This window comes from Streptomyces sp. NPDC048612, from assembly GCF_043199295.1.
Lineage (GTDB): Bacteria > Actinomycetota > Actinomycetes > Streptomycetales > Streptomycetaceae > Streptomyces.
The window spans coordinates 1-22,587 of sequence record NZ_JBICVV010000027.1; the positions used below are offsets into that span (position 1 = coordinate 1).

19 protein-coding genes and 1 riboswitch are annotated in these 22,587 nt (G+C 74.1%); of the genes, 14 read left to right on the forward strand and 5 right to left on the reverse strand.

The genetic code is table 11. The annotated features are described in order from the left end of the window. Positions 1-189: 189 nt before the first annotated feature. The 3 genes from ACGFN2_RS30675 to ACGFN2_RS30685 form a co-directional block, all read right to left on the reverse strand. Positions 190-1,635, reverse strand: a complete 1,446-nt coding sequence (locus tag ACGFN2_RS30675; protein WP_362612981.1) for a hypothetical protein — start codon at positions 1,633-1,635, stop codon at positions 190-192. Positions 1,636-1,880: 245 nt separating this feature from the next. Continuing rightward, complete coding sequence (locus tag ACGFN2_RS30680; RefSeq protein WP_393365852.1) at positions 1,881-3,008, reverse strand: alpha/beta hydrolase; 1,128 nt, start codon at positions 3,006-3,008, stop codon at positions 1,881-1,883. A gap of 166 nt (positions 3,009-3,174) precedes the next feature. Continuing rightward, positions 3,175-3,843, reverse strand: a complete 669-nt coding sequence (locus tag ACGFN2_RS30685) for a class II aldolase/adducin family protein (protein ID WP_362612984.1) — start codon at positions 3,841-3,843, stop codon at positions 3,175-3,177. Between the two features lie 401 nt (positions 3,844-4,244). Between ACGFN2_RS30685 and ACGFN2_RS30690 the strand changes: the two genes are divergently transcribed. The 10 genes from ACGFN2_RS30690 to cobC all read left to right on the forward strand — a co-directional run bounded on the left by ACGFN2_RS30690 (position 4,245) and on the right by cobC (position 15,982). Next, a complete protein-coding gene (locus tag ACGFN2_RS30690; protein ID WP_362612986.1) occupies positions 4,245-5,510 on the forward strand; it encodes an inorganic phosphate transporter in 1,266 nt (421 codons plus the stop codon). A gap of 22 nt (positions 5,511-5,532) precedes the next feature. Beyond that, complete coding sequence (locus ACGFN2_RS30695) at positions 5,533-5,769, forward strand: hypothetical protein (RefSeq protein ID WP_393365855.1); 237 nt, start codon at positions 5,533-5,535, stop codon at positions 5,767-5,769. 268 nt (positions 5,770-6,037) lie between these two features. After that, a riboswitch (cobalamin riboswitch) is annotated at positions 6,038-6,187 on the forward strand. A gap of 153 nt (positions 6,188-6,340) precedes the next feature. Continuing rightward, the gene (locus tag ACGFN2_RS30700; protein ID WP_393365857.1) at positions 6,341-7,372 is read left to right on the forward strand and encodes a cobalamin biosynthesis protein; all 1,032 of its coding nucleotides are present in this window, start codon (positions 6,341-6,343) and stop codon (positions 7,370-7,372) included. Positions 7,373-7,474: 102 nt separating this feature from the next. Next, positions 7,475-9,064, forward strand: a complete 1,590-nt coding sequence (locus ACGFN2_RS30705; protein WP_393365859.1) for a cobyric acid synthase — start codon at positions 7,475-7,477, stop codon at positions 9,062-9,064. A gap of 55 nt (positions 9,065-9,119) precedes the next feature. After that, positions 9,120-11,249: a putative cobaltochelatase gene (locus tag ACGFN2_RS30710; protein ID WP_393365861.1), complete on the forward strand. Its 2,130-nt coding sequence runs from the start codon at positions 9,120-9,122 to the stop codon at positions 11,247-11,249. Beyond that, the gene (gene cobO, locus ACGFN2_RS30715) at positions 11,249-11,845 is read left to right on the forward strand and encodes a cob(I)yrinic acid a,c-diamide adenosyltransferase (RefSeq protein ID WP_018091818.1); all 597 of its coding nucleotides are present in this window, start codon (positions 11,249-11,251) and stop codon (positions 11,843-11,845) included. Before ACGFN2_RS30710 ends, cobO begins: the two co-directional genes overlap by 1 nt. A gap of 16 nt (positions 11,846-11,861) precedes the next feature. Further along, entirely contained in the window at positions 11,862-13,259 is a 1,398-nt protein-coding gene (locus ACGFN2_RS30720) for a cobyrinate a,c-diamide synthase (RefSeq protein WP_393365863.1), read from the forward strand. Between the two features lie 133 nt (positions 13,260-13,392). Continuing rightward, complete coding sequence (locus tag ACGFN2_RS30725; protein ID WP_393365865.1) at positions 13,393-13,998, forward strand: cobalamin biosynthesis protein; 606 nt, start codon at positions 13,393-13,395, stop codon at positions 13,996-13,998. Beyond that, complete coding sequence (locus ACGFN2_RS30730) at positions 13,995-14,894, forward strand: sirohydrochlorin chelatase (RefSeq protein WP_393365867.1); 900 nt, start codon at positions 13,995-13,997, stop codon at positions 14,892-14,894. The genes ACGFN2_RS30725 and ACGFN2_RS30730 overlap by 4 nt, the downstream gene beginning before the upstream one ends. Before the next feature lie 2 nt (positions 14,895-14,896). Further along, a complete protein-coding gene (gene cobC / locus ACGFN2_RS30735) occupies positions 14,897-15,982 on the forward strand; it encodes an Rv2231c family pyridoxal phosphate-dependent protein CobC (RefSeq protein WP_393365869.1) in 1,086 nt (361 codons plus the stop codon). A gap of 163 nt (positions 15,983-16,145) precedes the next feature. Here cobC and ACGFN2_RS30740 read toward each other — a convergent pair whose 3' ends face one another. Then, positions 16,146-17,135, reverse strand: coding sequence for an SCO1860 family LAETG-anchored protein (locus ACGFN2_RS30740; protein ID WP_393365960.1), 990 nt, complete (start codon positions 17,133-17,135; stop codon positions 16,146-16,148). A 287-nt stretch (positions 17,136-17,422) separates the two neighbouring features. Continuing rightward, a complete protein-coding gene (locus ACGFN2_RS30745; RefSeq protein ID WP_393365962.1) occupies positions 17,423-18,514 on the reverse strand; it encodes an amidohydrolase family protein in 1,092 nt (363 codons plus the stop codon). A gap of 609 nt (positions 18,515-19,123) precedes the next feature. Here ACGFN2_RS30745 and ectA point away from each other — a divergent pair. The 4 genes from ectA to thpD all read left to right on the forward strand — a co-directional run bounded on the left by ectA (position 19,124) and on the right by thpD (position 22,573). Next, positions 19,124-19,690, forward strand: a complete 567-nt coding sequence (gene ectA, locus ACGFN2_RS30750; protein WP_393365871.1) for a diaminobutyrate acetyltransferase — start codon at positions 19,124-19,126, stop codon at positions 19,688-19,690. 134 nt (positions 19,691-19,824) lie between these two features. Next, positions 19,825-21,093 (forward strand): diaminobutyrate--2-oxoglutarate transaminase, encoded by a 1,269-nt coding sequence (gene ectB / locus ACGFN2_RS30755; RefSeq protein ID WP_362613008.1) that lies wholly within the window; start codon positions 19,825-19,827, stop codon positions 21,091-21,093. Positions 21,094-21,148: 55 nt separating this feature from the next. Further along, positions 21,149-21,565 (forward strand): ectoine synthase, encoded by a 417-nt coding sequence (locus tag ACGFN2_RS30760; RefSeq protein WP_362613010.1) that lies wholly within the window; start codon positions 21,149-21,151, stop codon positions 21,563-21,565. 108 nt (positions 21,566-21,673) lie between these two features. Next, a complete protein-coding gene (gene thpD / locus ACGFN2_RS30765; protein WP_393365874.1) occupies positions 21,674-22,573 on the forward strand; it encodes an ectoine hydroxylase in 900 nt (299 codons plus the stop codon). The last annotated feature ends 14 nt before the right edge of the window (positions 22,574-22,587 follow it).

Consider the following 22,587-nt stretch of genomic DNA (forward strand, 5'->3'; position numbering starts at 1 on the left):
GGTTTCCGGACGTAAAGCGAAGCAGTCCGGAAACCCTGCCCCGGAGGCCCGTCACCGCACCCGACAACCACCCGCCCGCCGCAGGCGCAACGGCGGAGCCACCCGCGAACACCACCCCACCCCACGCCCCGCACAGCGGACCCGAAACAGCGCGAGGCACCACGGCGGGAACGCCGACAACGTGGGAGGTCACACCCCACCCGTGTGGACCTGGAACGCCGCTCGGCGGACCGCCTTGGCGAGGGCCGGGTCGGGGTGGGCCGCGGCCAGGGCCACCAGGACCTGGACGGTTCTGGGGTGGCCGACGGCGCGTACCTCTTCCAGGAGGCGCGGTACCGAGCCCTGGACCGCCGAGTCCAGGTGCCTGACCAGCAGCTGGGTCTCGCCGTGGTCCGCGACGGCGGCCGCGGTGTCCACCCACAGCCAGGTCGACTCCTCGCGGGTGAGCACATCGGGCGCGGTCTCCGGGTCGCCGCCCTCGTGCTCGACCAGCCACAGCAGGGCGTACGGCCGCAGGGCCGGCTCGTCGGCCGCGGCCCGTACGGCGGCCTCGGCCGGGGCGCCGACCGCCCGCAGCGCCTCGAAGGCCAGACCGCGCAGCAGCGCGTCCTCCCCGCGGGCCACGGTCAGCAGCTCCTCGACGGCCGCGCCGACGGAGCGGGCGGCGAGCCAGGCGCGGTATTCGGCACGGGCCGGTCCCGGGGTGAGCCGGGCGCAGCCGCGCAGCATCGCCTCAGCGGACTGTTCGATGTGGCCGGCCGGGCTCTGCGCGGCGACGCAGATCTGTTCCAGCTTGACCCACACCGACCAGTTGCCGAGCGGTGTCAGCTGTGCCTCGGCGCCCTCGTGCGCGGCCTCCGCGCCGTCCGGCGGCACCAGCGCGCCGACGGTGCGCAGCGCGTCCAGCGCCCAGTCCAGCAGTGCGGCCAGCGACGCCCCCGCGGCGTCGCCGGCGGCCGCGGCCTCGTCGGCGGAGCCCGGGCCCGCCGGGTCCTGGCCGTAGGGGACCTCGCAGCGTTCGGTGCGCAGCTCGGCGACGCGCTGGTCGAGCATGTCGAGCAGCACCGGCAGCCGGACGGGGCCGGCCGACAGATGCAGCAGGGACAGCAACTGCGGCAGCGCCTCGACGACTTCGGCGACTATCGCGGGGCCGGCGGCGGCCGGGGCCGGGCGGGCCAGCGACCAGGCGTCGAAGAGCGCGACCCAGCCGCGCAGCACGGCGGTGTCGTCGCGGTCCCAGGCCCGCAGCCGCCAGCCGGGGCGGGCGAGGCCGTCGTGGAGTTCGACGAGTCCGGCCAGCCGGGCCCGGTCCCAGTCGGTGCGGACCTGTTGTGGTGTCAGGCCCAGGGCCTCGGCGGCGCGTTCCGCGGCGGTCTCCGGCAGCGCTCCGTCGGGGCCGGCCCGCAGGCTGCCGCCGGCGGCGCCGGCACCGACGCTGTCGGCCCAGCGGGCGAGCCGGGCGGCGCCGGCCAGGACGGCACGGGCCTGGCGGGCCAGTTCCGCGGGCGGCGGTGTGCCCTCGGGTGGCCGGGGCGCCGGGCGCTTGGTCCGGGTTGTCACCGCCCGGCGGGCGGCCGCAACCGGTTGACGGGGGACGAGTCGGAGCCGGGAGTCGCGCGGAGTACGGGACGTCACAGGAGCAGTGTTGCCGCTGTCGGCCCGAAAGCCCAATCGGAACCCCGCTTGCGAACTGCCACCGGCCCGTCATCCCGCCGCCCCGTCCCTGATGAGGGCAGTTGTCCGCCCGTACACCCGGGAGTCATCCGGGGGGGGCGGGCGATGGCAGAGCAAGTGGAAAGGAGAGGAGAGGGCGGTGGGTGGGGAAGCCGGCGGTGGGGCCGGCGCCGGGGCGGCCGGAACGCCAGGTCACACGGGTGGGGTCACATGAGTGGGGTGAGGAAGCGTCGTAGTGCCTCTTCGTAGCCGGACGGGTCGGCGTTCCACATCGCGGCGTGCGGGGCGTGCGGGACCGGCTGAAGCGTGATCAGGTCGGCCCGGCGGGCGGCGAAGGAACGGGAGGCCGTCCACGGGGCGATCACGTCGTCCGGCCCGTGGAAGAGGAGCGTGGGGATCTCCAGCTCGTCCGGGTCGACGGCGTCGGCGGGGTGGTCGAGGGGCAGGCCGGTGCTGCCCTCGGCGGCCCGTACCACCAGGGGCAGCAGGGCACGCGGGACCCCGCGGGCGGCGGCCAGCGCGCGGACCGTGGCGCACCGGTCGAGGACCGGGGAGTCCAAGACCAGGCCGCAGATCCGGTCGCGCAGCGCGGAGCGGGTGGCGGCGCGCAGTGCCATGGTCGCGCCGGTGGACCAGCCGTGGAGGACGACGTTCCGGGCGCCGTAGCGCAGCGCGTAGCGGATCGCCGCGTCCAGATCGCGCCATTCGGTCTCGCCGAGGTGGTGGATGCCGTCGCCGGTGCGCGGGGCTCCGGGGTCGTTGCGGTAGGACAGGGCGAGGACCGGCAGCCGGTGACGGTGCAGGAACGGCATGACGACCATGGGGTGCTCGCGCGTGGTGCCCAGGCCGTGGGCGGCGATGACCCAGGTGTCGCGTACGCCGGGGACGAACCACGCCGGGAGCGGGCCGAGTTCGCCGGGGATGTCGATGTCGGCGCAGTCGAGGCCGAGGGCGTCGCGGGGGTTGCCGATGTGCACCTGCGGGGTGAGCCGCATGCGGTTGCCCGGCCCGAGGGTGCCGTGGGTGACCCGTACCAGGCGGCGGACCACCGCGTCGGCGGGGTGCGGGACGCCGTGGACGACGTCGCCGATGACGGCGTGGCAGCCGGAGCCGGTGAGCCCGTACGTGCCGGGCCGCTGCGACGCCAGGCTGCGGGTGAGGGCGATGCGCTCCTCGGTGGCGGAGTGCACGGTGAGGCGGGAGTCGCCCGGGAAGGGCTGGTCCGGCGACGGTTTCAGGGCAATGTCACTGGCGTACCGGCCGACCGCCACCGCGGCCGCCCCGGCACCTATCACGGTGATGGCGGCCATGGCCGCCGCAGTACCCAGGCGCACCTCACCAGTGTGCGCAGCGGTGCCGGGGGCGGCCACCGGGCGGAGTCGGGCGGGTGACCGGCCGGAGCCCGTCCGGCCCGGAGGCGGCGGACGGGGCCGGGGCGCCGGACGGGCCGGAGGCGGCGGGGTGCGGGCCGGCCGCCGCGACGGCGTGCCGGGCGGGCGGTCAGCCCGGGTGGCCGCCCTGCTGGCCGTAGCCGCGCAGCCGGTCGGCGGCCGCGTCGAGCTGACCGGCCGACAGCAGGTGCGGGGTGTGGCCCGGTACGGAGCTCGCGGTGAGCCACACCCGGCACATCCACTCCAGCTGCGCGGTGCGGTCCAGCGCCTGGCCGAGGCTGTCCCCGTAGGCGATGGTGCCGTGGTTCTGGAGCAGGCAGGCGGTGCGGTCGCGCAGCGCCTCGCGCATGGCGGCGGCCAGCTCATCGCTGCCGTACAGGGCGTAGGGGGCGACGCGGACGGGGCCGCCGAGCGCCGCGGTCATGTAGTGGACCGGCGGGAGTTCGGTGACCAGAGTGGAGACGGCGGTGGCGTGCGGGGCGTGGGTGTGGACGACGGCGGTGGCCGTGGTGTCGCGGTAGACCGTCAGATGCATCGGGAGTTCGCTGGTCGGCCGGAGCGCGCCGATGATCTGGCGGCCCTCCAGGTCGACCGCGGTGGTGTCACCGGGCCCGAGCCGGTCGTAGGGGACGCCGCTGGGGGTGACCAGGATCAGGTCCCTGATACGGCGCGAGACATTGCCCGAGGTGCCGACCACCAGGCCGTCGGTGACCGTTCGGCGGGCGGTGGCGACCAGTTCGCTCCAGGCGGCGGCGAGGTCGTCGGGGTGGTCCTTCATGGGTCCTCCGGCGCGGTGCGGCGAATGCGGACGTGGTGCGCGACACCGTACGGGCGGGCCGGGGCACCGTACGCCGGTGGGCCGTCCGACCGGTATCCGCCATCCGGTGACACCTCCGCGAATGCCGGGGATTGACCGGTTCTGCGCCCCCTTGGGTGACTCGCCCCCTACGGTCGAGGTGACTCCGCGACAACGGGACCGCGGGGAGCGGCTCGTCGGCCCCTGGGGGCCGGCGGTAGCCCAGGAAGTTCACCAACGGGTGATGCGGAAGTGACGCCGGAGGCGCCTCCGCGTGAACACTGCGGTGGTGTCATCACCGCGCCCGTCCCAGTTCACTTTCCGTTCACCCGCTCTCCGTACGGTCCCAGCGACACTGACCTTCGAACTGATTGCCTGGGTGAATGGAACACATCACGCTTCTCATCGGGATCGTGATCGTCACGGCCTTGGTGTTCGACTTTACGAACGGCTTCCACGACACGGCCAACGCGATGGCCACCACCATCTCCACCGGGGCGTTGCGACCCAAGACCGCGGTGGCGATGTCGGCAGTCCTCAACCTCGTCGGCGCGTTCCTGTCCGTGGAGGTGGCCAAGACCATCTCCGGGGGGATCATCGACGAAGGCGCCGGCATCAGACCAGAGGTCATCTTCGCCGGCCTGGTCGGCGCGATCGTCTGGAACCTGCTGACCTGGCTCGCCGGTCTCCCCTCCAGCTCCTCCCACGCCCTCTTCGGAGGTCTGATCGGCGCGACCCTGGTGTCCGTCGGCACGAACGGCGTACACGGTGACGCCGTCGTGATGAAGGTCCTGATCCCCGCGGTGGCCGCCCCGGTCGTCGCCGGCCTGGCCGCGATGGCGGCGACCCGGCTCACCTACCGGCTGACCCGCAACCGCGACGAGGCGGACACCGCCAAGGGCTACCGCGCGGGCCAGATCGCCTCCGCCGCCCTGGTCTCCCTCGCCCACGGCACCAACGACGCGCAGAAGACGATGGGTGTGATCACGCTCGCGCTGATCACCGGCGGGGTGGTCGCCCCGCACGCCGACCCGCCGCTGTGGGTCATCGCCTCGGCCGGTCTCGCCATCGCGCTCGGCACCTACCTGGGCGGCTGGCGGATCATCCGCACGATGGGCAAGGGCATCACCGACATCCAGCCGCCGCAGGGCTTCGCCGCCCAGACCGGCGCCGCGGCCACCATCCTGGCCTCCTCCCACCTCGGCTTCGCGCTCTCCACCACCCAGGTCTGCTCGGGCTCCGTGATGGGCTCCGGACTGGGCCGCAAGGGCGGCGTGGTGCGCTGGTCCACGGCCGGCCGGATGGTCCTCGCCTGGGGCCTGACGCTGCCGGCCGCCGGTGCGGTCGCGGCGGGTGCCGCGTTCCTGGCCGGACAGGGCGACTGGGGCGTGGCGGCGGTGGCGGTCCTCGGACTCGGCATCTGCGGCGCGATCTGGGCCGCCTCCCGGCGCAAGCCGGTCGACCACACCAACGTCAACGAAGCCCCGGCAGCGGAGCCGGCGGGCGTGGTCACCGCCGCGCTGCGCACCGTCTCCCCGCCCCCGGCCGGCCAGCAGGCCCCGGGAGCAGACGCCCCGGAGACCGCCGACGCACCGGCGGCCGAGGCTCCCACCACCCCGCGCGCCAAGGCCGCGACGGTCACCCGCTAGCTGTCATCACGTAAGGAACTCCATGAGCATCGACTGGGCAGCTCTCGGCCAGGTCTTCGGCGTCACCCTCGGTGTGACGGTCGGGATCGTGGGCCTGTTCACCGTCGGCATCGCCGGTACGTCCCGCAAGACCGGCCACGGGGGTGCGGCGGCCGCGGTCGCCGTACCGGGCACCGGTGCACGGGCCGGCGCGATGGCCGCCTTCGCGCTCTGCGCGGTCGCGGTGGCCTACGGCATCTATCTGATCGTCGCCGGCTGACACAGCCGGACACGACGGACCGGACGAGGCGTCCGGCGGACCGCGGCAGCAGCCGTCGTCCGCCGGGCGCCTCGTCCGTGGGCCGCCCCGGCCGGCGCGCAGCGGACGGTGATGCGGGATCAGAGGGCGTGCGGGCGGCCGCCGATGACGTCGCCGTCGCGCTGTGGTGTGCGCCACAGCGCCTGCCACAGGGCAGCGTCGCAGGTCAAGGGTGAGTTGACGGGCATTCGCGGTGCGTGGTGGACTGCCGGAGCCATTCGGCGACAGCTGAGGAAGTCCGGTGTGAATCCGGCGCGGTCCCGCCACTGTCACCGGGGAGCGTTCCTCCGACGAGGGCCACGGTCCGCCGCGCACACGTGATCGACGTACGCGGGACTGGAAGGCCGGAGGACACGCCGATCCGGGAGCCAGGAGACTCTTGTCGCCGTCACGTCGAGCCAGGGCGCGGACCCTGAGTGAGGACATACCGCCATGCCCGGCTGCCCGTCGAGATCCTCTCTGCCCACCGCCGCAGGGTTCCTTCGAGGCCGGGCGGGACATCACGGACACGCCCTGGCAACGGCCTGATCCGGTGCGCGGCGAACACGCGGGATACGCGTGCGGCGCGGCCCTCGGCTTTCTCACCGACCTGATCGCGGCAGATCCGCGGCGTGGCCATCCGGTGGCCGCGTTCGGCCGGGCGGCGGGCGCCGTCGAGCGCCGGCTGTGGCGCGACCACCGCGGCTACGGGGCGGCGCACGCCGTGCTGTGCGCGGGCGGTGCCGCCGCCGCTGCCGCGCTGCTGCAGCGCGCCGTGCGGGGCTCGGCTTCCGCTTCTTCGCTGTCGCTCCGTGGTGGCGCCGGGGTCGCGCTGACCGCGGCGACGGTCTGGGCCGTGCTGGGCGGCACCTCGCTGGGCCGGGAGGCGCGGGCCGTCGGCGGGGCGCTGGCAGCGGGTGACCTGGACGTGGCGCGGGAGCGGCTGCCGCATCTGTGCGGGCGCGATCCGCAAGTGCTGGACGGGCCGCAGATGGCCCGTGCGGTGGTGGAGTCGGTCGCCGAGAACACCTCCGACGCGGTGGTGGGCGCCCTGGTGTGGGGCGCGCTGGGCGGGGTGCCCGGCCTGGTGGCGTTCCGGGCGGTGAACACCCTGGACGCGATGGTGGGCCACAAGTCGGCGCGCTACCGCCGTTTCGGCTGGGCCGCGGCCCGGCTCGACGATCTCGCCGGCTGGCCCGGCTCCCGCCTGACCGCCGCGCTGACCGTGCTCGCGGGCCCCGACCGGCGCGGTGCGCTGCGGGCCTGGCGGGCGGACGGCGCTGCGCACCCGAGCCCCAACGCGGGCCCGGTGGAGGCGTCGTTCGCGGGCGCGCTGGGCGTACGGCTGGGCGGCACGCTGGCGTACGGCGGGCGGGTGGAGCACCGTCCGGTGCTCAACGGCGCGGCGCCGCCGGTGGCGGTGGACGACATCGGGCGGGCGGTGCGGCTCTCCCGCCGGGTGAGCGCGCTGGCGCTGGTGACGACGGTGGCGGCGCGCGTGGCGGGCGGCGCTGCGCGGGCGGCGGTGGCTCGGGGAGCCGGGGGGCGCGGGCGTGGGCGTGGGCGTGGGGCGGGTCCGGTATGAGGCCGTCCGTTTTTTCCCCGCCGCCCACCCCCCTTCGGGGGGTGGGCGGGTGTAGTGACCCGAAGCTCAGGAGGAGGACCCGGTGAACGGGAGGAGGACCCGGTGAACGGGCGGTGGAAGGCAGCCGGCGGGGCGGTCGGCGGTGGTTCGGGCGGGGCCCTCGGCGGTGGCTTGTTGGTGGCCGGGACGACGTCCGACGCCGGCAAGAGCGTGGTGACGGCGGGCATCTGCCGCTGGCTGGTCCGGCAGGGCGTCAAGGTGGCGCCCTTCAAGGCACAGAACATGTCGCTGAACTCGTTCGTCACCCGCGAGGGCGCGGAGATCGGGCGGGCCCAGGCGATGCAGGCCGCCGCGGCGCGGGTGGAGCCGACCGCGCTGATGAACCCGGTGCTGCTCAAGCCGGGCAGCGACCGCAGCAGCCAGGTGGTGCTGCTGGGGAAGCCGGTGGGCGAGCTGAGCGCCCGCGGCTACCACGCGGGCAGGCAGGAGCAGTTGCTCGGCACGGTCACGGACTGCCTCCAGGAGCTGCGGCGCACCCATGACGCGGTGATCTGTGAGGGTGCCGGCAGCCCCGCCGAGATCAATCTGCGGCGTACCGACATCGTGAACATGGGTATCGCACGGGCCGCCCGCATCCCGGTGGTCGTGGTCGGTGACATCGACCGCGGCGGGGTGTTCGCCTCGTTCTTCGGCACCACCGCGCTGCTGTCCGAGGAGGACCAGGCGCTGGTCGCGGGCTATTTGGTCAACAAGTTCCGGGGCGATGTGACGCTGCTGGAGCCGGGGCTGGAGATGCTGCGCGGCCTCACGGGGCGGCGGACGCTGGGCGTGCTGCCGTTCGCGCACGGGCTCGGCATCGACGAGGAGGACGGCCTGCGGGTGTCGCTGCGCGGCGCGGTGCGCGAGAGCGTGGTGGCCCCGCCGCACGGGGCGGATGTGCTGCGGGTGGCGGTCTGTGCCGTACCGCTGATGTCGAACTTCACGGATGTGGACGCGCTGGCCGCCGAACCGGGCGTGGTGGTGCGGTTCGTGGACCGCGCCGAGGAGCTGGCCGACGCGGACCTGGTGGTGCTGCCGGGGACCCGGGGCACGGTCCGGGCGCTGGCCTGGCTGCGGGAGCGCGGGCTGGCGGACGCGGTCGCCCGGCGGGCCGCCGAGGGCCGCCCGGTGCTGGGCATCTGCGGCGGCTTCCAGATGCTGGGCGAGCGCATCGAGGACGAGGTCGAGTCGAAGGCGGGCGTGGTCGACGGGCTGGGGCTGCTGCCCGTACGGGTGCGGTTCGCGGCGGAGAAGACGCTGGCGCGGCCGGTCGGTACGGCGCTGGGCGAGCCGGTGGAGGGGTACGAGATCCACCACGGCGTCGCCGAAGTGAGCGGCGGGGACGAGGCGTTCATCTCCGATGACCAAGGGCGCAGCCTCGACGGGTGCCGGGCCGGCTCCGTATGGGGCACGCACTGGCACGGCTCGCTGGAGAGCGACGGCTTCCGCCGGGCCTTCCTGCGGCGGGTCGCGGCGGACGCGGGCCGGGCGTTCGTACCGGCCCCCGACACCCGCTTCGGGGTGCTGCGCGAGGAGCAGCTGGACCGGCTGGGCGACCTGATCGAGGAGCACGCGGACACCGGCGCGCTGCTGCGGCTGATCGAGGAAGGAGTGCCGGAGGGACTGCCGTTCGTGCCTCCGGGGGCGCCATGAGGGGTACGCACACGACGAATCCGGAGCTCGACGGCGACGTGGAGGACGACACAGCATGACAACCGCTCACGAGACGACCCCGCAGTACCCCTTCACCGCGGTGGTCGGGATGGACGACCTGCGGCTGGCGCTGCTGCTGAACGCGGTGAGCCCCGCGGTGGGCGGCGTGCTGGTCCGCGGCGAGAAGGGCACCGCCAAGAGCACCGCCGTGCGGGCGCTGTCGGCGCTGATGCCGGCCGTGGACGTGGTCAACGGCTGCCGCTTCGCCTGCGCCCCGGCCGCGCCGGACCCCGGCTGCCCCGACGGGCCGCACGAGACCGCCGCCGTCGAGGAGCGCCCGACGCGGATGGTCGAACTGCCCGTCGGCGCCTCCGAGGACCGGCTGGTCGGCGCGCTGGACATCGAGCGGGCACTGTCGGAGGGCGTGAAGGCCTTCGAGCCGGGCCTGCTCGCGGACGCGCACCGCGGCATCCTGTACGTCGACGAGGTCAACCTGCTCCACGACCACCTCGTGGACCTGCTGCTGGACGCGGCGGCGATGGGCGCCTCGTACGTGGAGCGCGAGGGTGTCTCGGTGCGGCACGCGGCCCGTTTCCTGCTCGTCGGGACGATGAACCCCGAAGAGGGCGAGCTGCGGCCGCAGTTGCTGGACCGGTTCGGGCTCACGGTCGAGGTGGCCGCCTCGCGCGAGCCCGACGAGCGGGTGGCGGTGGTCCGCCGCCGGCTGGCCTACGACGCCGATCCGGCGGGCTTCGCGGCGGGCTGGGCGGCCGAGGAGGACGCGCTGCGCGCCCGGATCGCCGCGGCCCGGGAGCTGCTGCCGCGGGTGGTGCTGGGCGATGCGGCGCTCCGGCAGATCGCCGCGACCTGCGCGGCGTTCGAGGTGGACGGGATGCGCGCGGACATCGTGATGGCGCGTACCGCCACCGCGCTGGCCGCGTGGGCGGGCCGGACGGACGTCCTGGAGGAGGACGTGCGGCAGGCGGCGCTGCTGGCGCTGCCGCACCGCCGGCGCCGCAACCCCTTCGACGCCCCCGGCCTGGACGAGGACAAGCTCGACCGGACTCTGGAGGAGTTCGGCGCGGACGACAACGCGGACGAGAACCCGGACGGGAACGCGGACGGCGACGACGACCCGGAGCCGGACGGTCCGGACGGCGGTCCCGGCGGGGGCGGTCCGGACGGCGGCGGGCAGCCGCCGCAGGACGGCGGGCCGGAGGAGTCCCCGCTCCCGCCGGAGGCCGAACTCCCGCACCAGCAAGACCGGGAGACCCCGCAGTCTCCCGAGCAGCCCGGACAGGCCGAGCAGCCCGAGCCCGGGAGCGCGCCCCAGGGGGCCGCGGCCGGGGAGCGGCCGGCGGTCGGGGCCACCGAGCCGTTCAAGACCCGGCGCCTCGATGTGCCGGGCCTGGGGGAGGGCGCGGACGGCCGCCGTTCCCGGGCCCGTACCGCCCACGGCCGGACGACCGGGGCCCGCCGCCCGCAGGGGGCGCTGGGCAAGCTGCACCTGTCGGCGACGGTGCAGGCCGCGGCGCCGCACCAGCGGGCCCGCGGGCGCAGCGGGCGGGGGCTGCTGGTGCGCCGGGACGATCTGCGCGAGGCGGTACGCGAGGGGCGGGAGGGCAATCTGGTCCTGTTCGTCGTGGACGCGTCCGGTTCGATGGCCGCGCGGAAGCGGATGAGCGCCGTCAAGGGCGCGGTGCTCTCGCTGCTGCTGGACGCGTACCAGCGGCGCGACAAGATCGGCCTGATCACCTTCCGCGGCAGCGGCGCCGAGCTGGCGCTGCCCCCGACGTCCTCGGTCGAGGCGGGCGCGGCACGGCTGGAGCAGCTGCCGACGGGCGGCCGGACGCCGCTGTCGGAGGGCCTGTTGAAGGCCCATGAGGTGCTGCGGGTGGAGCGGATGCGGGACGCCTCGCGGCGGCCGCTGCTGGTGGTCGTCACCGACGGCCGGGCGACCGGCGGTCCGGAGCCGGTGGTGCGCGCCGGCCGCGCGGCCCGGCTGCTGGCCGCGGAGGGGACCGCTTCGGTGGTCGTGGACTGTGAGGCGGGCCCGGTGCGGCTCGGTCTCGCGGGCGAGCTGGCCCGTGAGCTGCAGGGCACCGCGATCAGCCTCGACGAACTGCGCGCGGACAGTGTCTCCGCGCTCGTACGGACCGTGCAGGGCAACAGGAAGGCCGCGTAATGCCGCAGGGACAGCCGTCCGTCGTACCGAACGACGGGCTCACCACCCGCCAGCGCCGCAACCGCCCGCTGGTGTTCGTGCACACCGGCCAGGGCAAGGGCAAGTCCACCGCCGCCTTCGGGCTGGCGCTGCGCGCCTGGAACCAGGGCTGGCCGGTCGGGGTGTTCCAGTTCGTGAAGTCGGCCAAGTGGAAGGTCGGCGAGGAGCGGGCGCTGAAGGTGCTCGGGGAGTCCGGTGAGGGCGGCACCGTCGCCTGGCACAAGATGGGCGAGGGCTGGTCCTGGGTGCAGCGCGACATCGCCTCCAGCGAGGACGCGGCGCGCGAGGGCTGGGAGCAGGTCAAGCGGGACCTGGCCGCGGAGACCTACAAGCTGCTGGTGCTGGACGAGTTCGCCTACCCGCTGAAGTGGGGCTGGATCGATACCGACGAGGTGGTGTCGGTGCTGCGCGACCGCCCCGGGACCCAGCATGTCGTCATCACCGGGCGGGGCGCCCCCGAGGCGCTGCTGGACTTCGCCGATCTGGTGACGGACATGACCAAGGTCAAGCACCCGATGGACGAGGGCCAGAAGGGCCAGCGGGGCATCGAATGGTGAACAGGGAGCACAGCGCGTGAGCGGCGGATCGATTCCCCGGCTGGTGATCGCCGCGCCCTCGTCGGGCGCGGGGAAGACCACGGTGGCCACCGGCCTGATGGCGGCGTTCGCCGAGGCCGGACTCGTGGTGTCGCCGCACAAGGTCGGCCCGGACTACATCGATCCGGGCTACCACTCCCTGGCCACCGGCCGCCCCGGCCGCAATCTGGACGCCTATCTGTGCGGTCCCGGCCGGATCGCGCCGCTGTTCCTGCACGGTGCGGCGGGCGCCGATCTCGCGCTGGTCGAGGGCGTGATGGGGCTGTTCGACGGCGCCTCCGGGATGGGCGAGCTGTCGTCCACGGCGCAGGTGGCGAAGCTGCTGCGGGCGCCGGTGGTGCTGGTGGTGGACGCCTCCTCGCAGTCCCGGTCGGTGGCCGCGCTGGTGCACGGCTTCGCCTCCTGGGACCCGGAGGTGCGGCTGGCCGGGGTGATCCTCAACAAGGTCGGCTCGGACCGCCACGAGGAGCTGCTGCGGGAGGCGATGGACTCCTCCGGTGTGCCGGTGCTGGGCGCGCTGCGCCGGGACGGACGGGCCGGTACGCCCTCCCGGCACCTGGGCCTGGTACCGGTCGCCGAACGCCGGACCGAGGCGGTGGAGTCGGTGGCCGAACTCGCCGCGCGGGTCCGCGAGGGCTGCGATCTGGCGGCGCTGCTGGCGCTGGCCCGTACGGTGCCGGAGCTGCCGGACACCCCCTGGGACCCGGCGGCGGAACTCGCCCCGGCCGCCGGGAAGGACGCCCCGGAGAAGCCGCTGATCGCCGTCGCGGGCGGCGCCGCGTTCACCTTCTCGTACGCCGAGCACGCCGAGCTGCTGGCCGCCGCGGGCGCCGAGGTCGCCCCGTTCGACCCGCTGCGGGACGAGCAACTGCCGCCCGGCACGCGGGGGTTGGTGATCGGCGGCGGCTTTCCGGAGATGTACGCGCCGGACCTGTCGGCGAACGCTCCGCTGCGCGCCGCGGTGGCCGCGCTGGCCGCTTCCGGGGCGCCGGTCTCCGCCGAGTGCGCCGGGCTGCTGTACCTGTCCCGGTCGATCGACGGGAAGCCGATGTGCGGGGTGCTGCCCGCCGAGGCCCGGATGACCGAACGGCTCACCCTCGGCTACCGGGAGGCGGTGGCGCTGCGGGACAACGCGCTGGCCGCGGCCGGCACCCGGGTGCGCGGCCACGAGTTCCACCGCACGGTGCTGGAGCCGGGTGCGGGCGCGGACCCGGCGTGGGGTCTGACGCACCCGGAGCGGCGGGTGGAGGGCTTCGTGTCCGGCGGGGTGCACGCCTCGTATCTGCATGTGCACTGGGCCGCCGAACCCTCGCTGGCCGGGCGGCTGGTGGCGAGTGCGGCCCGGAGCGCGGCGGCCCCGGACGCCGCCCGGTGACCCCCGGCACGGGCGGGGCCGCCGTCCTCGACCATGGGCCGGGAGAGCCGGTCACCGCCGGACCGGCCGGGCTCACCGCGGTCGTTCAGGGGCGGCGCAGCCGGGTCGCCTTCGGCCGGGGAGTCGTGGCGGTATGAGGCGCCGGGGCCCCGACGGGGCCGGCGGTGGCATGCCGCTGGTCGTCGGGGTGGGGGCGAGCCGGGGCGTCCCGGTGTCCGAGGTGCTGGAGCTGATCGCGGCCGCCCGTGCGGCGGCGGGGTGTACGGACCGGCCGCTCACCGCGCTGGCGACGGTCACCGCCAGGGCCACCGAGCCGGGCCTGCTCGGGGCGGCACGGTGGCTGGGCGTTCCGCTGCGGTCGTTCCCGGCGGCGGCGCTGGCGGCGGTGCGGGTGCCCGCTCCGTCCCCGGCCGCGGCGGCCGCCGTGGGCACACCGAGCGTGGCGGAGGCGGCGGCGCTGCTGGCCGCGGGGCCGGGCGCCGAACTGCTCGCCGGCAAGCGGAAGTCGGCTCCGCACGGCCGGCCGGCCCGCGCGACCTGTGCGCTGGCCGGGCCCGCTGTAACGGACAGCGGTGCCCTTACCGCTGGTAGGGAGGGAGCGGCCACCGACCGCTCTTCCGCTGCGGATATCGTCTTGACCTCCCCCAACCCGCCCCGCCGTGGCCCGGATCGGTGGACGGCGGTCGCCGGCGACCCGGCGCCCGGCAGCGGACCCACCGGTACCAAGGAGACCCCGTGACGACCTCTCCCCCCGCACTGCTCATCGCCGGTCACGGCAGCCGCGACGACGGCGGGGCCGACGCCCTGCGCGCCCTGGTGCGGCTGCTCGGCGAGCGGCACCCGGACGTGCCGGTCGCCGGCGGTTTCTCCGGCGACCCGGACTCGCCGCTGTCCCTGGACGGCGCCCTCGACGGTCTCGTCGGGCGGGGCGCGACCCGGATCGCCGTCATACCCCTGCTGACCGCCCCGGCCGGCCCGGTGCCGGACGCGCTGTCCGCAGTGCTGGCGCGGGCGGCGGAGCGGCACCCCGGGCTCGTCCTCGCCCGCGGCACCGAGCTGGGCCCGCACCCCGCGCTGCTCGACGTGCTGGAGCGGCGGCTGGACGAGGCCATGGGCAGCGGCGCCCGCCGGCCCGCCGACCGGGCCGGCACCACGGTGCTGCTGGTGGGCCGCGGCGCGGCCGACCCGCACGCCAACGCCGAGGTGGCGCGGGCCGCGCGGCTGCTGTGGGAGGGGCGCGGCTTCGCGGGCGTGGAGACCGCCTTCGTCTCGCAGGCGGCGCCGGACGTCCCGGCCGGCCTCGACCGGTGCCGGACGCTGGGGACCGCTGCGGGCTCCGGCGGGCCGGACCGGATCGTGGTGCTGCCCTACTTCGTCCTTCCCGGCGGCCCGGTGGAGCGGCTGCACATGCAGGCCGAGGGCTGGGCGGCGGCGCACCCCGGCACGGACGTCTTCGGCGCGACGGTGATCGGCCCGGAGCCCGCGGTGGCCGACGTGGTCATGGAGCGCTACCACGCGGCGCTGGCGGCCGCACCGCTGCGCGACGGCGTGCCGGGCGCGGGCCGGGCGGCGGCGGAGGACGCCCGGCCGGCACACGGCGCGGCCGCGGTGGCCGCGGGCACCGGGGAACGGTGAGCATGCCCCCGCACACCACGTCCGACAGGCGCCCCGCCCCGGCCGCCGCTCCCCCCGGACCCGACCTGCGCCACCACGGTGACGCCGAGGTGCGGGGCGCGGACGCCGGGCTGACGGACCTGGCGGTCAATGTCCGCACCGGCACTCCCCCGGCCTGGCTCAAGGCCCGGATCGCCGCGTCGCTGGACGGTCTCGCCGCGTACCCCGACGGCCGCGCGGCGCGCCGGGCGGTGGCGGCGCGGCACGGGCTGCCCGAGGAGCGGGTGCTGCTCACCTCGGGGGCCGCGGAAGCCTTCGTGCTGCTCGCCCGCGCCCTGCCGGCCCGCCGGCCGGTGGTGGTGCATCCGCAGTTCACCGAGCCCGAGGCGGCGCTGCGGGACGCCGGGCACGAGGTCTCCCGGGTGCTGCTCGACGCGCGGGACGGCTTCCGGCTGGACCCGGCCGCGGTGCCCGAGGACGCCGATCTGGTCGTCGTCGGCAACCCCACCAACCCCACCTCGGTGCTGCACCCCGCGGAGGTGCTGGCCTCCTTGGCGCGGCCGGGCCGGACGCTGGTGGTGGACGAGGCGTTCATGGACGCGGTGCCCGGCGAGCGGGCGGCGCTGGCCGGGCGCACGGATCTGCCGGGGCTGGTGGTGCTGCGCAGCCTCACCAAGACCTGGGGGCTGGCCGGGCTGCGGATCGGCTACGTACTGGCCGGTCCGGACACCGTCGCCGCCCTGGAGCGGGCTCAGCCGCTGTGGCCGGTCTCCAGTCCCGCGCTGGCCGCCGCGGAGGCCTGCTGTACGCCCTGGGCGCTGGCGGAGGCGGCCGCGGCGGCCGGGGAGATCGCCGTGGACCGGGCCCATCTGCTGGCCCGGCTGGCCGCCTTCCGGCAGATCGAGACGGCCGGCCCGGCGGAAGGCCCGTTCGTGCTGATCCGGCTGCCGGACGCGGACCGGGTGCGGGCCGCGCTGCGGGACCGCGGTTTCGCGGTGCGCCGGGGGGACACCTTCCCCGGTCTGGGCCCCGACTGGCTGCGGCTCGCGGTGCGCGACCGGGCCACGACGGACCGCTTCGTCACGGCGCTGGCCGAGGTGCTCGGGTAGCGCTGCCCATGGGCGGTCCCCGCCGGGTCCCCCTGCACACCATGCCTGGTGGGGTCCCCGGCGAGGGTGGGGTGTGCCGTACGGTCCGCGGCCCGTACGGCACACCCCGGGCCGTACCCCGCGCGCGACGCCCCCACAGCACCGGCGCGGGGTACGGGGTCGGTCAGCCGCCGTCGCCCGGTGTCGCGGCGGTGCGGCGCCGGCGGGCGAAGACCGTCGCCCCGGCGCCCGCGGCGAGCAGCAGCCCCGCGCCGCCGGCGAGGTACGGGGTGGCCGAACTGCCGCCGGTCTCCGCGAGGTTCTGGGGGCGCGGCCCGGAGTCCGCCTGCGTCACCTCGGTGCCCTTGCCGTCCGGCTCGGTGCCGCCGATCTCACCGCCGGTGGTGCCGCCGCTCGGCTGCCCGCCGCCGGTCCCGCCGGAGCCGTTCTGCTCGGGCGCCTTGCCGCGCGGTGTGGTGCAGGTGGCCTTGGCCAGGGTGATCCGGCCGTGCACCTCGGCGACGTTCAGCTTCAGCGGGTTGAGGGAGACGTCGAGGCCGAGGGCGGTGGCCGCGGCGCCCTTGGACGTGACGTCCTTCCGGGACAGGTCGAGCCGCACCCGGCCCACGCCCGGGACCTTGACCTGCGTCGTGCCGCCCGCGGTGAGGGTGACCTTCTTGCCCAGGACGCGCACCGTGCCCAGCACGTTCGACTCGGCCCGGGGCCGCGCGCCCGCCTCGCAGACCGCCTTGGCGGTGACCTGCTGGACCTCGATCACGGGGAGCAGCGGCAGGCCGGGCAGATGCACCTTGGCGCGGACGAGGTTGGCGTAGCCCTCGACCTTGCGGCGGTCGGCGGTGGCCCGTGCGGTCGCGGCGTCGGCGCGCAGCACGCTGAACGGCCTGCCGTGGTCGATGCCGTCGAGCTTGACGGTGAGCGCGGTCTTGTCGGCGGAGGCCGGGGCGTGCACCTCGTTGAGGACGACGTTCAGCGGGACGTCGACCGTCTTGTGGAGCAGCCCGACGTTCACGCCGGTACGCAGCACGACCGCGTCGGCGGTGCCGCGGGCCGCGCCCTGCTCTCCCGTGGCATGCGCGGGCACGGCGCCGAGCAGGGCGGCGGGACCGGCCGTGAGCGCGGTGGCGACGAGGGCCGTGGCGAGGCGTCTGGGCATGCCGAAGGAGCTGGTGGGACTGGTGGACACGTGTGTGGAACCCTCACAGGAGAAATGGCGCCGCCGGCCGCGTCCATGGGGGACATCACGCGGGCCGACGGCATCGACCCGCACATCGTGTCCGCACCGAGGGTGAACGGGCAGCCACGTGGCGTCAGTTCATCCCAATGGGTGGTTTCCGTGCCTTTATTCGATTCGTGCGGCCTCGGGCACCCCCCACGCCACAGCCGCCCCACCTCACGGGTGACCCGGGTTGACCGCGCCGGTTCACCGGGTCACCCGAGCGGCTACCCCACGACCCGCCCCCGCAGCACCACCCGGCGCGGGGCGGCCAGCACCCGGACGTCCTTCCGCGGATCGCTCTCGTAGACCACCAGGTCCGCCGGGGCACCCTCGGTGAGGCCGGGGCGGCCGAGCCAGTCGCGGGCGCCCCAGGTGGTGGCGGAGAGCGCCGCCTCGGCGGACAGCCCGGCCCGGGTCAGCTCCAGGACCTCGTCGGCGACCAGCCCGTGCGCCAGGGACCCGCCGGCGTCGGTGCCGGCGAAGATCGGCACCCCGGCGTCGTGGGCGGCCCGCACGGTGTCGTAGCGGCGGGCGTGCAGCCGCCGCATGTGGTCCGCCCAGCGGGGGAACTTCGCCGCGCCGCCGTCCGCGAGCCGCGGGAAGGTGGCGATGTTGACGAGCGTGGGGACGATGGCCACCCCGCGCTCGGCGAACAGCGGGATGGTCTCCTCGGTGAGCCCGGTGGCGTGCTCGATGCAGTCGATACCGGCCTCGACGAGCGGGGCGAGCGTCTCCTCGGCGAAGCAGTGCGCCGTCACCCGGGCACCCAGCCGGTGCGCCTCGGCGATGGCCGCCTCGACCGCTCCCCGGGGCCAGCAGGCCGCCAGATCGCCCGTGGAGCGGTCGATCCAGTCGCCGACGAGCTTGACCCAGCCGTCGCCGCGCCGGGCCTCCTGGGCGACGTACGCGACCAGGTCCTCCGGCTCGATCTCGTGGGCGTAGTTGCGGATGTAGCGCCTGGTGCGGGCGATGTGGCGGCCGGCGCGGATGATCCGCGGCAGGTCCTCGCGGTCGTCGACCCAGCGGGTGTCGGAGGGGGACCCGGCGTCGCGGATCAGCAAGGTGCCGGCGTCACGGTCGGTGAGCGCCTGCTTCTCGCTGGTGGGGGCGTCCACCGGACCGTGCGCGTCCAGGCCCACATGGCAGTGCGCGTCGACCAGACCCGGCAGGGTCCAGCCCGTCACGGTGGTGGCATCCCGTGCCACCGCCGGCCGGTCGAAGGTCACCCGGCCGCCGACCACCCACAGCTCGTCGCGCACCTCGTCCGGACCGACGAGGACCCTCCCCTTGAGGTGCAGTACCGCACCTTCACTCATGGACGTCATACCGGCACTTTAGGCGGCGCGGCGCGCCGGGTGGCCGCGGCGGCGGAACCCGTCGGCACCTCGCATTCCCCGGCCGTTTCCCCGGGAATCCGGCGTTCCCCCGGACTTTCGGCACGGCCCCTTCTCCGGCACTCTCCGTACCGCTTCCGCCACCCTTGCCGCACGGTTCTCCGTACGTTCCCCGTAACACTGCGTACGTTTCGCGCGGTCTTCCCCGAGATCGCCTGGCGCACGTCCCCGCGGATCTTGTCGCGCTCTTGCCGCACAGGTTTCCATGGGCCTTACGCCCGGCCTTCCGGCGGCGAATTCCCAATTCCCTTGAAGTACAGCTTCCCGTATTCTTCTGCCCGCTTTTCCGCACCTCAAACGCCAAGATTTTGCTAGCGGCAAGTTCCGTAATTCGGACGGATCTCATCGGTGTTACGGAGCTGTGACCGACTACACAACGTGTCCGTTTCGCCCCGAACATCCTGGTCAAATGGGGACATCTCGCGGTGGCATCGCGCGGACGGGCGCCCCCGCGCGATAACACATCCCGCGCGCTTCCGTAACCCCTGCCCACGATGCAATTTCCTTTTTCCCTGGGTAAATTTAATTCCCATGACCGCCGCACAAGCAGACCATGCCGGTGCCCGAAGCGATATCAGAGAATTTCCGGAGGGCTTCAAGCTCGACACCCCACGCGTGGAGGACGGAGCCGCGATCTGGCGCATCGCCCGCGACTCGAAGACGCTGGATCTCAACTCCTCGTACAGCTACCTGCTGTGGTGTCGCGACTTCGCCGCCACCTCCGTAGTCGCCCGCGACACGGAGGGCGAGCCGGCCGCCTTCATCACCGGATACCTCCGCCCGGAGCACCCGGAGACCCTCGTCGTCTGGCAGGTCGCCGTCGACGACGCGCACCGTGGGCAGGGACTGGCGGCCGCACTCCTGGACGGGCTCACCGCCCGGGCCAGGGACGAGCTGGGCGTACGTTTCGTCGAGACCACCGTGACCCCCGACAACACCGCATCCAACCGGTTGTTCGCGTCCTTCGCGGAGCGGCACTCAGTGCCGCTCAAGAGCGAGGTGCTCTTTGACGCAGGACTGTTCCCGGAGCAGGGCCACGAGCCGGAGGTGCTCCACCTCATCGGCCCGTTCACCCCACCGGCCCGCCCGGAGCACTGACGCACCCAGGACCGCGCGGCAACGCCGCCGCAGCGGTCATGCGGGACCCGGCACCACACCCCGTGACACCGCCGGCACCGCCCAGCCCCAACAGACTTCCTCATCCTTCGCCACTCATCTCCCAGGAGCATGCTGTGACCATCACCCAGCCCGACCTGAGCGTCTTCGAAACCGTGGAGTCGGAGGTCCGCAGCTACTGCCGTAGCTGGCCCACCGTCTTCGACCGCGCGCAGGGCAGCCGCATGACCGACGAGGACGGCCACACCTACCTCGACTTCTTCGCCGGGGCAGGGTCGCTCAACTACGGCCACAACAACCCGGTCCTCAAACGCGCCCTGATCGACTACATCGAGCGGGACGGCGTCACCCACGGCCTGGACATGTCCACCACGGCCAAGCGGGCCTTCCTGGAGTCGTTCCAGAACATCATCCTGCGGCCCCGCGACCTGCCCTACAAGGTCATGTTCCCGGGCCCGACGGGCGCCAACTCCGTCGAGGCCGCGCTGAAGCTGGCCCGTAAGGTCAAGGGCCGCGAGTCGATCGTGTCCTTCACCAACGCCTTCCACGGCATGTCGCTGGGCGCCCTCGCGGTCACCGGTAACTCCATGAAGCGGGCCGGCGCCGGTATCCCGCTGGTGCACGGCACCCCGATGCCGTTCGACAACTACCTCGAAGGCACCTACCCGGACTTCCTGTGGTTCGAGCGGCTGCTGGAGGACCAGGGCTCCGGTCTCAACACCCCCGCCGCCGTGATCGTCGAGACGGTCCAGGGCGAGGGCGGCATCAACGTCGCCCGTGCCGAGTGGCTGCGCGCCCTCGCCGACCTGTGCGAGCGCTGGGACATGCTGCTCATCGTCGACGACATCCAGATGGGCTGCGGCCGTACGGGTGCCTTCTTCTCCTTCGAGGAGGCGGGCATCGTGCCGGACATCGTCACCGTCTCGAAGTCCATCAGCGGCTACGGCCTGCCGCTCGCGCTGACCCTGTTCAAGCCGGAGCTGGACATCTGGGAGCCGGGCGAGCACAACGGCACCTTCCGCGGCAACAACCCGGCCTTCGTCACCGCCGCCGCGACGCTGGACACCTACTGGGCCGACGGCCAGATGGAGAAGCAGACTCTCGCCCGCGGTGAGATCGTCGAAGCGCACCTGAAGGCGATAGCCGAGGAGCACCCGGACGCCATCGCCGAGTACCGCGGCCGCGGTCTGGTGTGGGGTCTGGAGTGCAACGACAAGCCCCTGGCCAACAAGATCGCGGCCCGCGCCTTCGAGCTGGGTCTGCTGATCGAGACCTCCGGCCCGGAGAGCGAGGTCGTCAAACTGCTCCCCGCACTGACGACCACCCCCGAGGAACTGGACGAGGGACTCCGCATCCTCGCCCGCGCGGTCCGCGACTGCGCCTGATCGGCCCAACGGCCCCAGAGTTCCTTACCGTTCCACAGAAAGGCACCGAGTCACCGTGATCGTCCGATCCTTCCAGGACATCGAAGGCACCGACCGCCACGTCAAGGCCAAGTCCGGCACGTGGGAGAGCAAGCGCATCATCCTCGCCAAGGAGCGCGTCGGCTTCTCGCTGCACGAGACCACCCTGTACGCGGGGACCGAGACGTCGATGTGGTACGCGAACCACATCGAGGCCGTACTCTGCGTAGAGGGTGAGGCCGAGCTCACGAACGACGAGACCGGCGAGAAATTCACCATCACGCCGGGCACGATGTACCTGCTCGACGGGCACGAGAAGCACACCATGCGGATCAAGGAGGACTTCCGCTGCGTGTGTGTCTTCAACCCGCCGGTCACCGGCCGCGAGGACCACGACGAGAACGGGGTCTACCCGCTTCTCACCGAACCGGAGTCTGAGCCCGAGACGGTCTGAGGCGCCATCCTCCCCGGAGGCACACCCAGCCCGCCCCACAGCGCTGAGGAAGGCACACACACGCGCACGTAAGCCAGATTCCGTACGAGAGGAGAGGAAGGCAACACCATGACCACCGCACCCGAGCGCACCGCCGACCTGTACCCGACCCGTGGGACCGCTGAGGTCATCACCCCGCGGAAGGACCCGGTGGTGTGGTCGCAGCCCGGAACGGCCGGCCCCTTCGAGCCGTCCGAGCTGAGCGACTTCGAACGCGACGGCTTTTTCGCCATCGGGGAACTGCTCACACCGGAAGAAGTCGCGGTGTACCGCGCCGAACTGGACCGGCTCGTACTCGACCCGACGATGCGCGCCGACCCGCGCTCCATCGTCGAGCCGAAGTCCCAGGACGTACGGACCGTGTTCGAGGTGCACAAGATCAGCGAGGTGTTCGCCAAGCTCGTCGCCGACCCGCGGGTGGTCGGCCGGGCCCGGCAGATCCTCGGCTCGGACGTCTACGTCCACCAGTCGCGGATCAACGTGAAGCCGGGCTTCGGTGCCTCCGGCTTCTACTGGCACTCGGACTTCGAGACCTGGCACGCGGAGGACGGGCTGCCGAACATGCGCACCGTGTCGGTCTCGATCGCGCTGACGGAGAACTACGACACCAACGGCGGCCTGATGATCCTGCCCGGCTCGCACGAGTACTTCGTGGGCTGCGAGGGCGCGACGCCGAAGGACAACTACAAGCGGTCGCTGCAGATGCAGGACGCGGGCATCCCGTCGGACGAGGTGCTGACGAAGATGGCGGACAAGCACAGCATCCGCCTCTTCACGGGTAAGGCCGGCTCGGCGACGTGGTTCGACTGCAACGCCATGCACGGCTCGGGCGACAACATCACGCCCTACCCGCGCAGCAACGTCTTCATCGTGTTCAACAGCGTCGAGAACGCTGCGGTGGAGCCGTTCGCGGCACCCGTCCGGCGCCCTGAGTACATCGGGGCCCGCGACTTCGCTCCGGTGCGTTAGGGGACACTCGCACC

Bases quoted from the DNA above. Each gene is read 5' to 3' on its own strand.
- ectA (WP_393365871.1), top strand. From the start codon at position 19,124: ATGACCGCCGCACAAGCAGACCATGCCGGTGCCCGAAGCGATATCAGA.
- ACGFN2_RS30740 (WP_393365960.1), bottom strand. From the start codon at position 17,135: ATGCCCAGACGCCTCGCCACGGCCCTCGTCGCCACCGCGCTCACGGCC.
- thpD (WP_393365874.1), top strand. From the start codon at position 21,674: ATGACCACCGCACCCGAGCGCACCGCCGACCTGTACCCGACCCGTGGG.
- ACGFN2_RS30710 (WP_393365861.1), top strand. From the start codon at position 9,120: ATGACAACCGCTCACGAGACGACCCCGCAGTACCCCTTCACCGCGGTG.
- cobO (WP_018091818.1), top strand. From the start codon at position 11,249: ATGCCGCAGGGACAGCCGTCCGTCGTACCGAACGACGGGCTCACCACC.
- ACGFN2_RS30745 (WP_393365962.1), bottom strand. From the start codon at position 18,514: ATGAGTGAAGGTGCGGTACTGCACCTCAAGGGGAGGGTCCTCGTCGGT.
- ACGFN2_RS30695 (WP_393365855.1), top strand. From the start codon at position 5,533: ATGAGCATCGACTGGGCAGCTCTCGGCCAGGTCTTCGGCGTCACCCTC.
- ACGFN2_RS30690 (WP_362612986.1), top strand. From the start codon at position 4,245: ATGGAACACATCACGCTTCTCATCGGGATCGTGATCGTCACGGCCTTG.
- ACGFN2_RS30685 (WP_362612984.1), bottom strand. From the start codon at position 3,843: ATGAAGGACCACCCCGACGACCTCGCCGCCGCCTGGAGCGAACTGGTC.
- cobC (WP_393365869.1), top strand. From the start codon at position 14,897: ATGCCCCCGCACACCACGTCCGACAGGCGCCCCGCCCCGGCCGCCGCT.
- ACGFN2_RS30725 (WP_393365865.1), top strand. From the start codon at position 13,393: ATGAGGCGCCGGGGCCCCGACGGGGCCGGCGGTGGCATGCCGCTGGTC.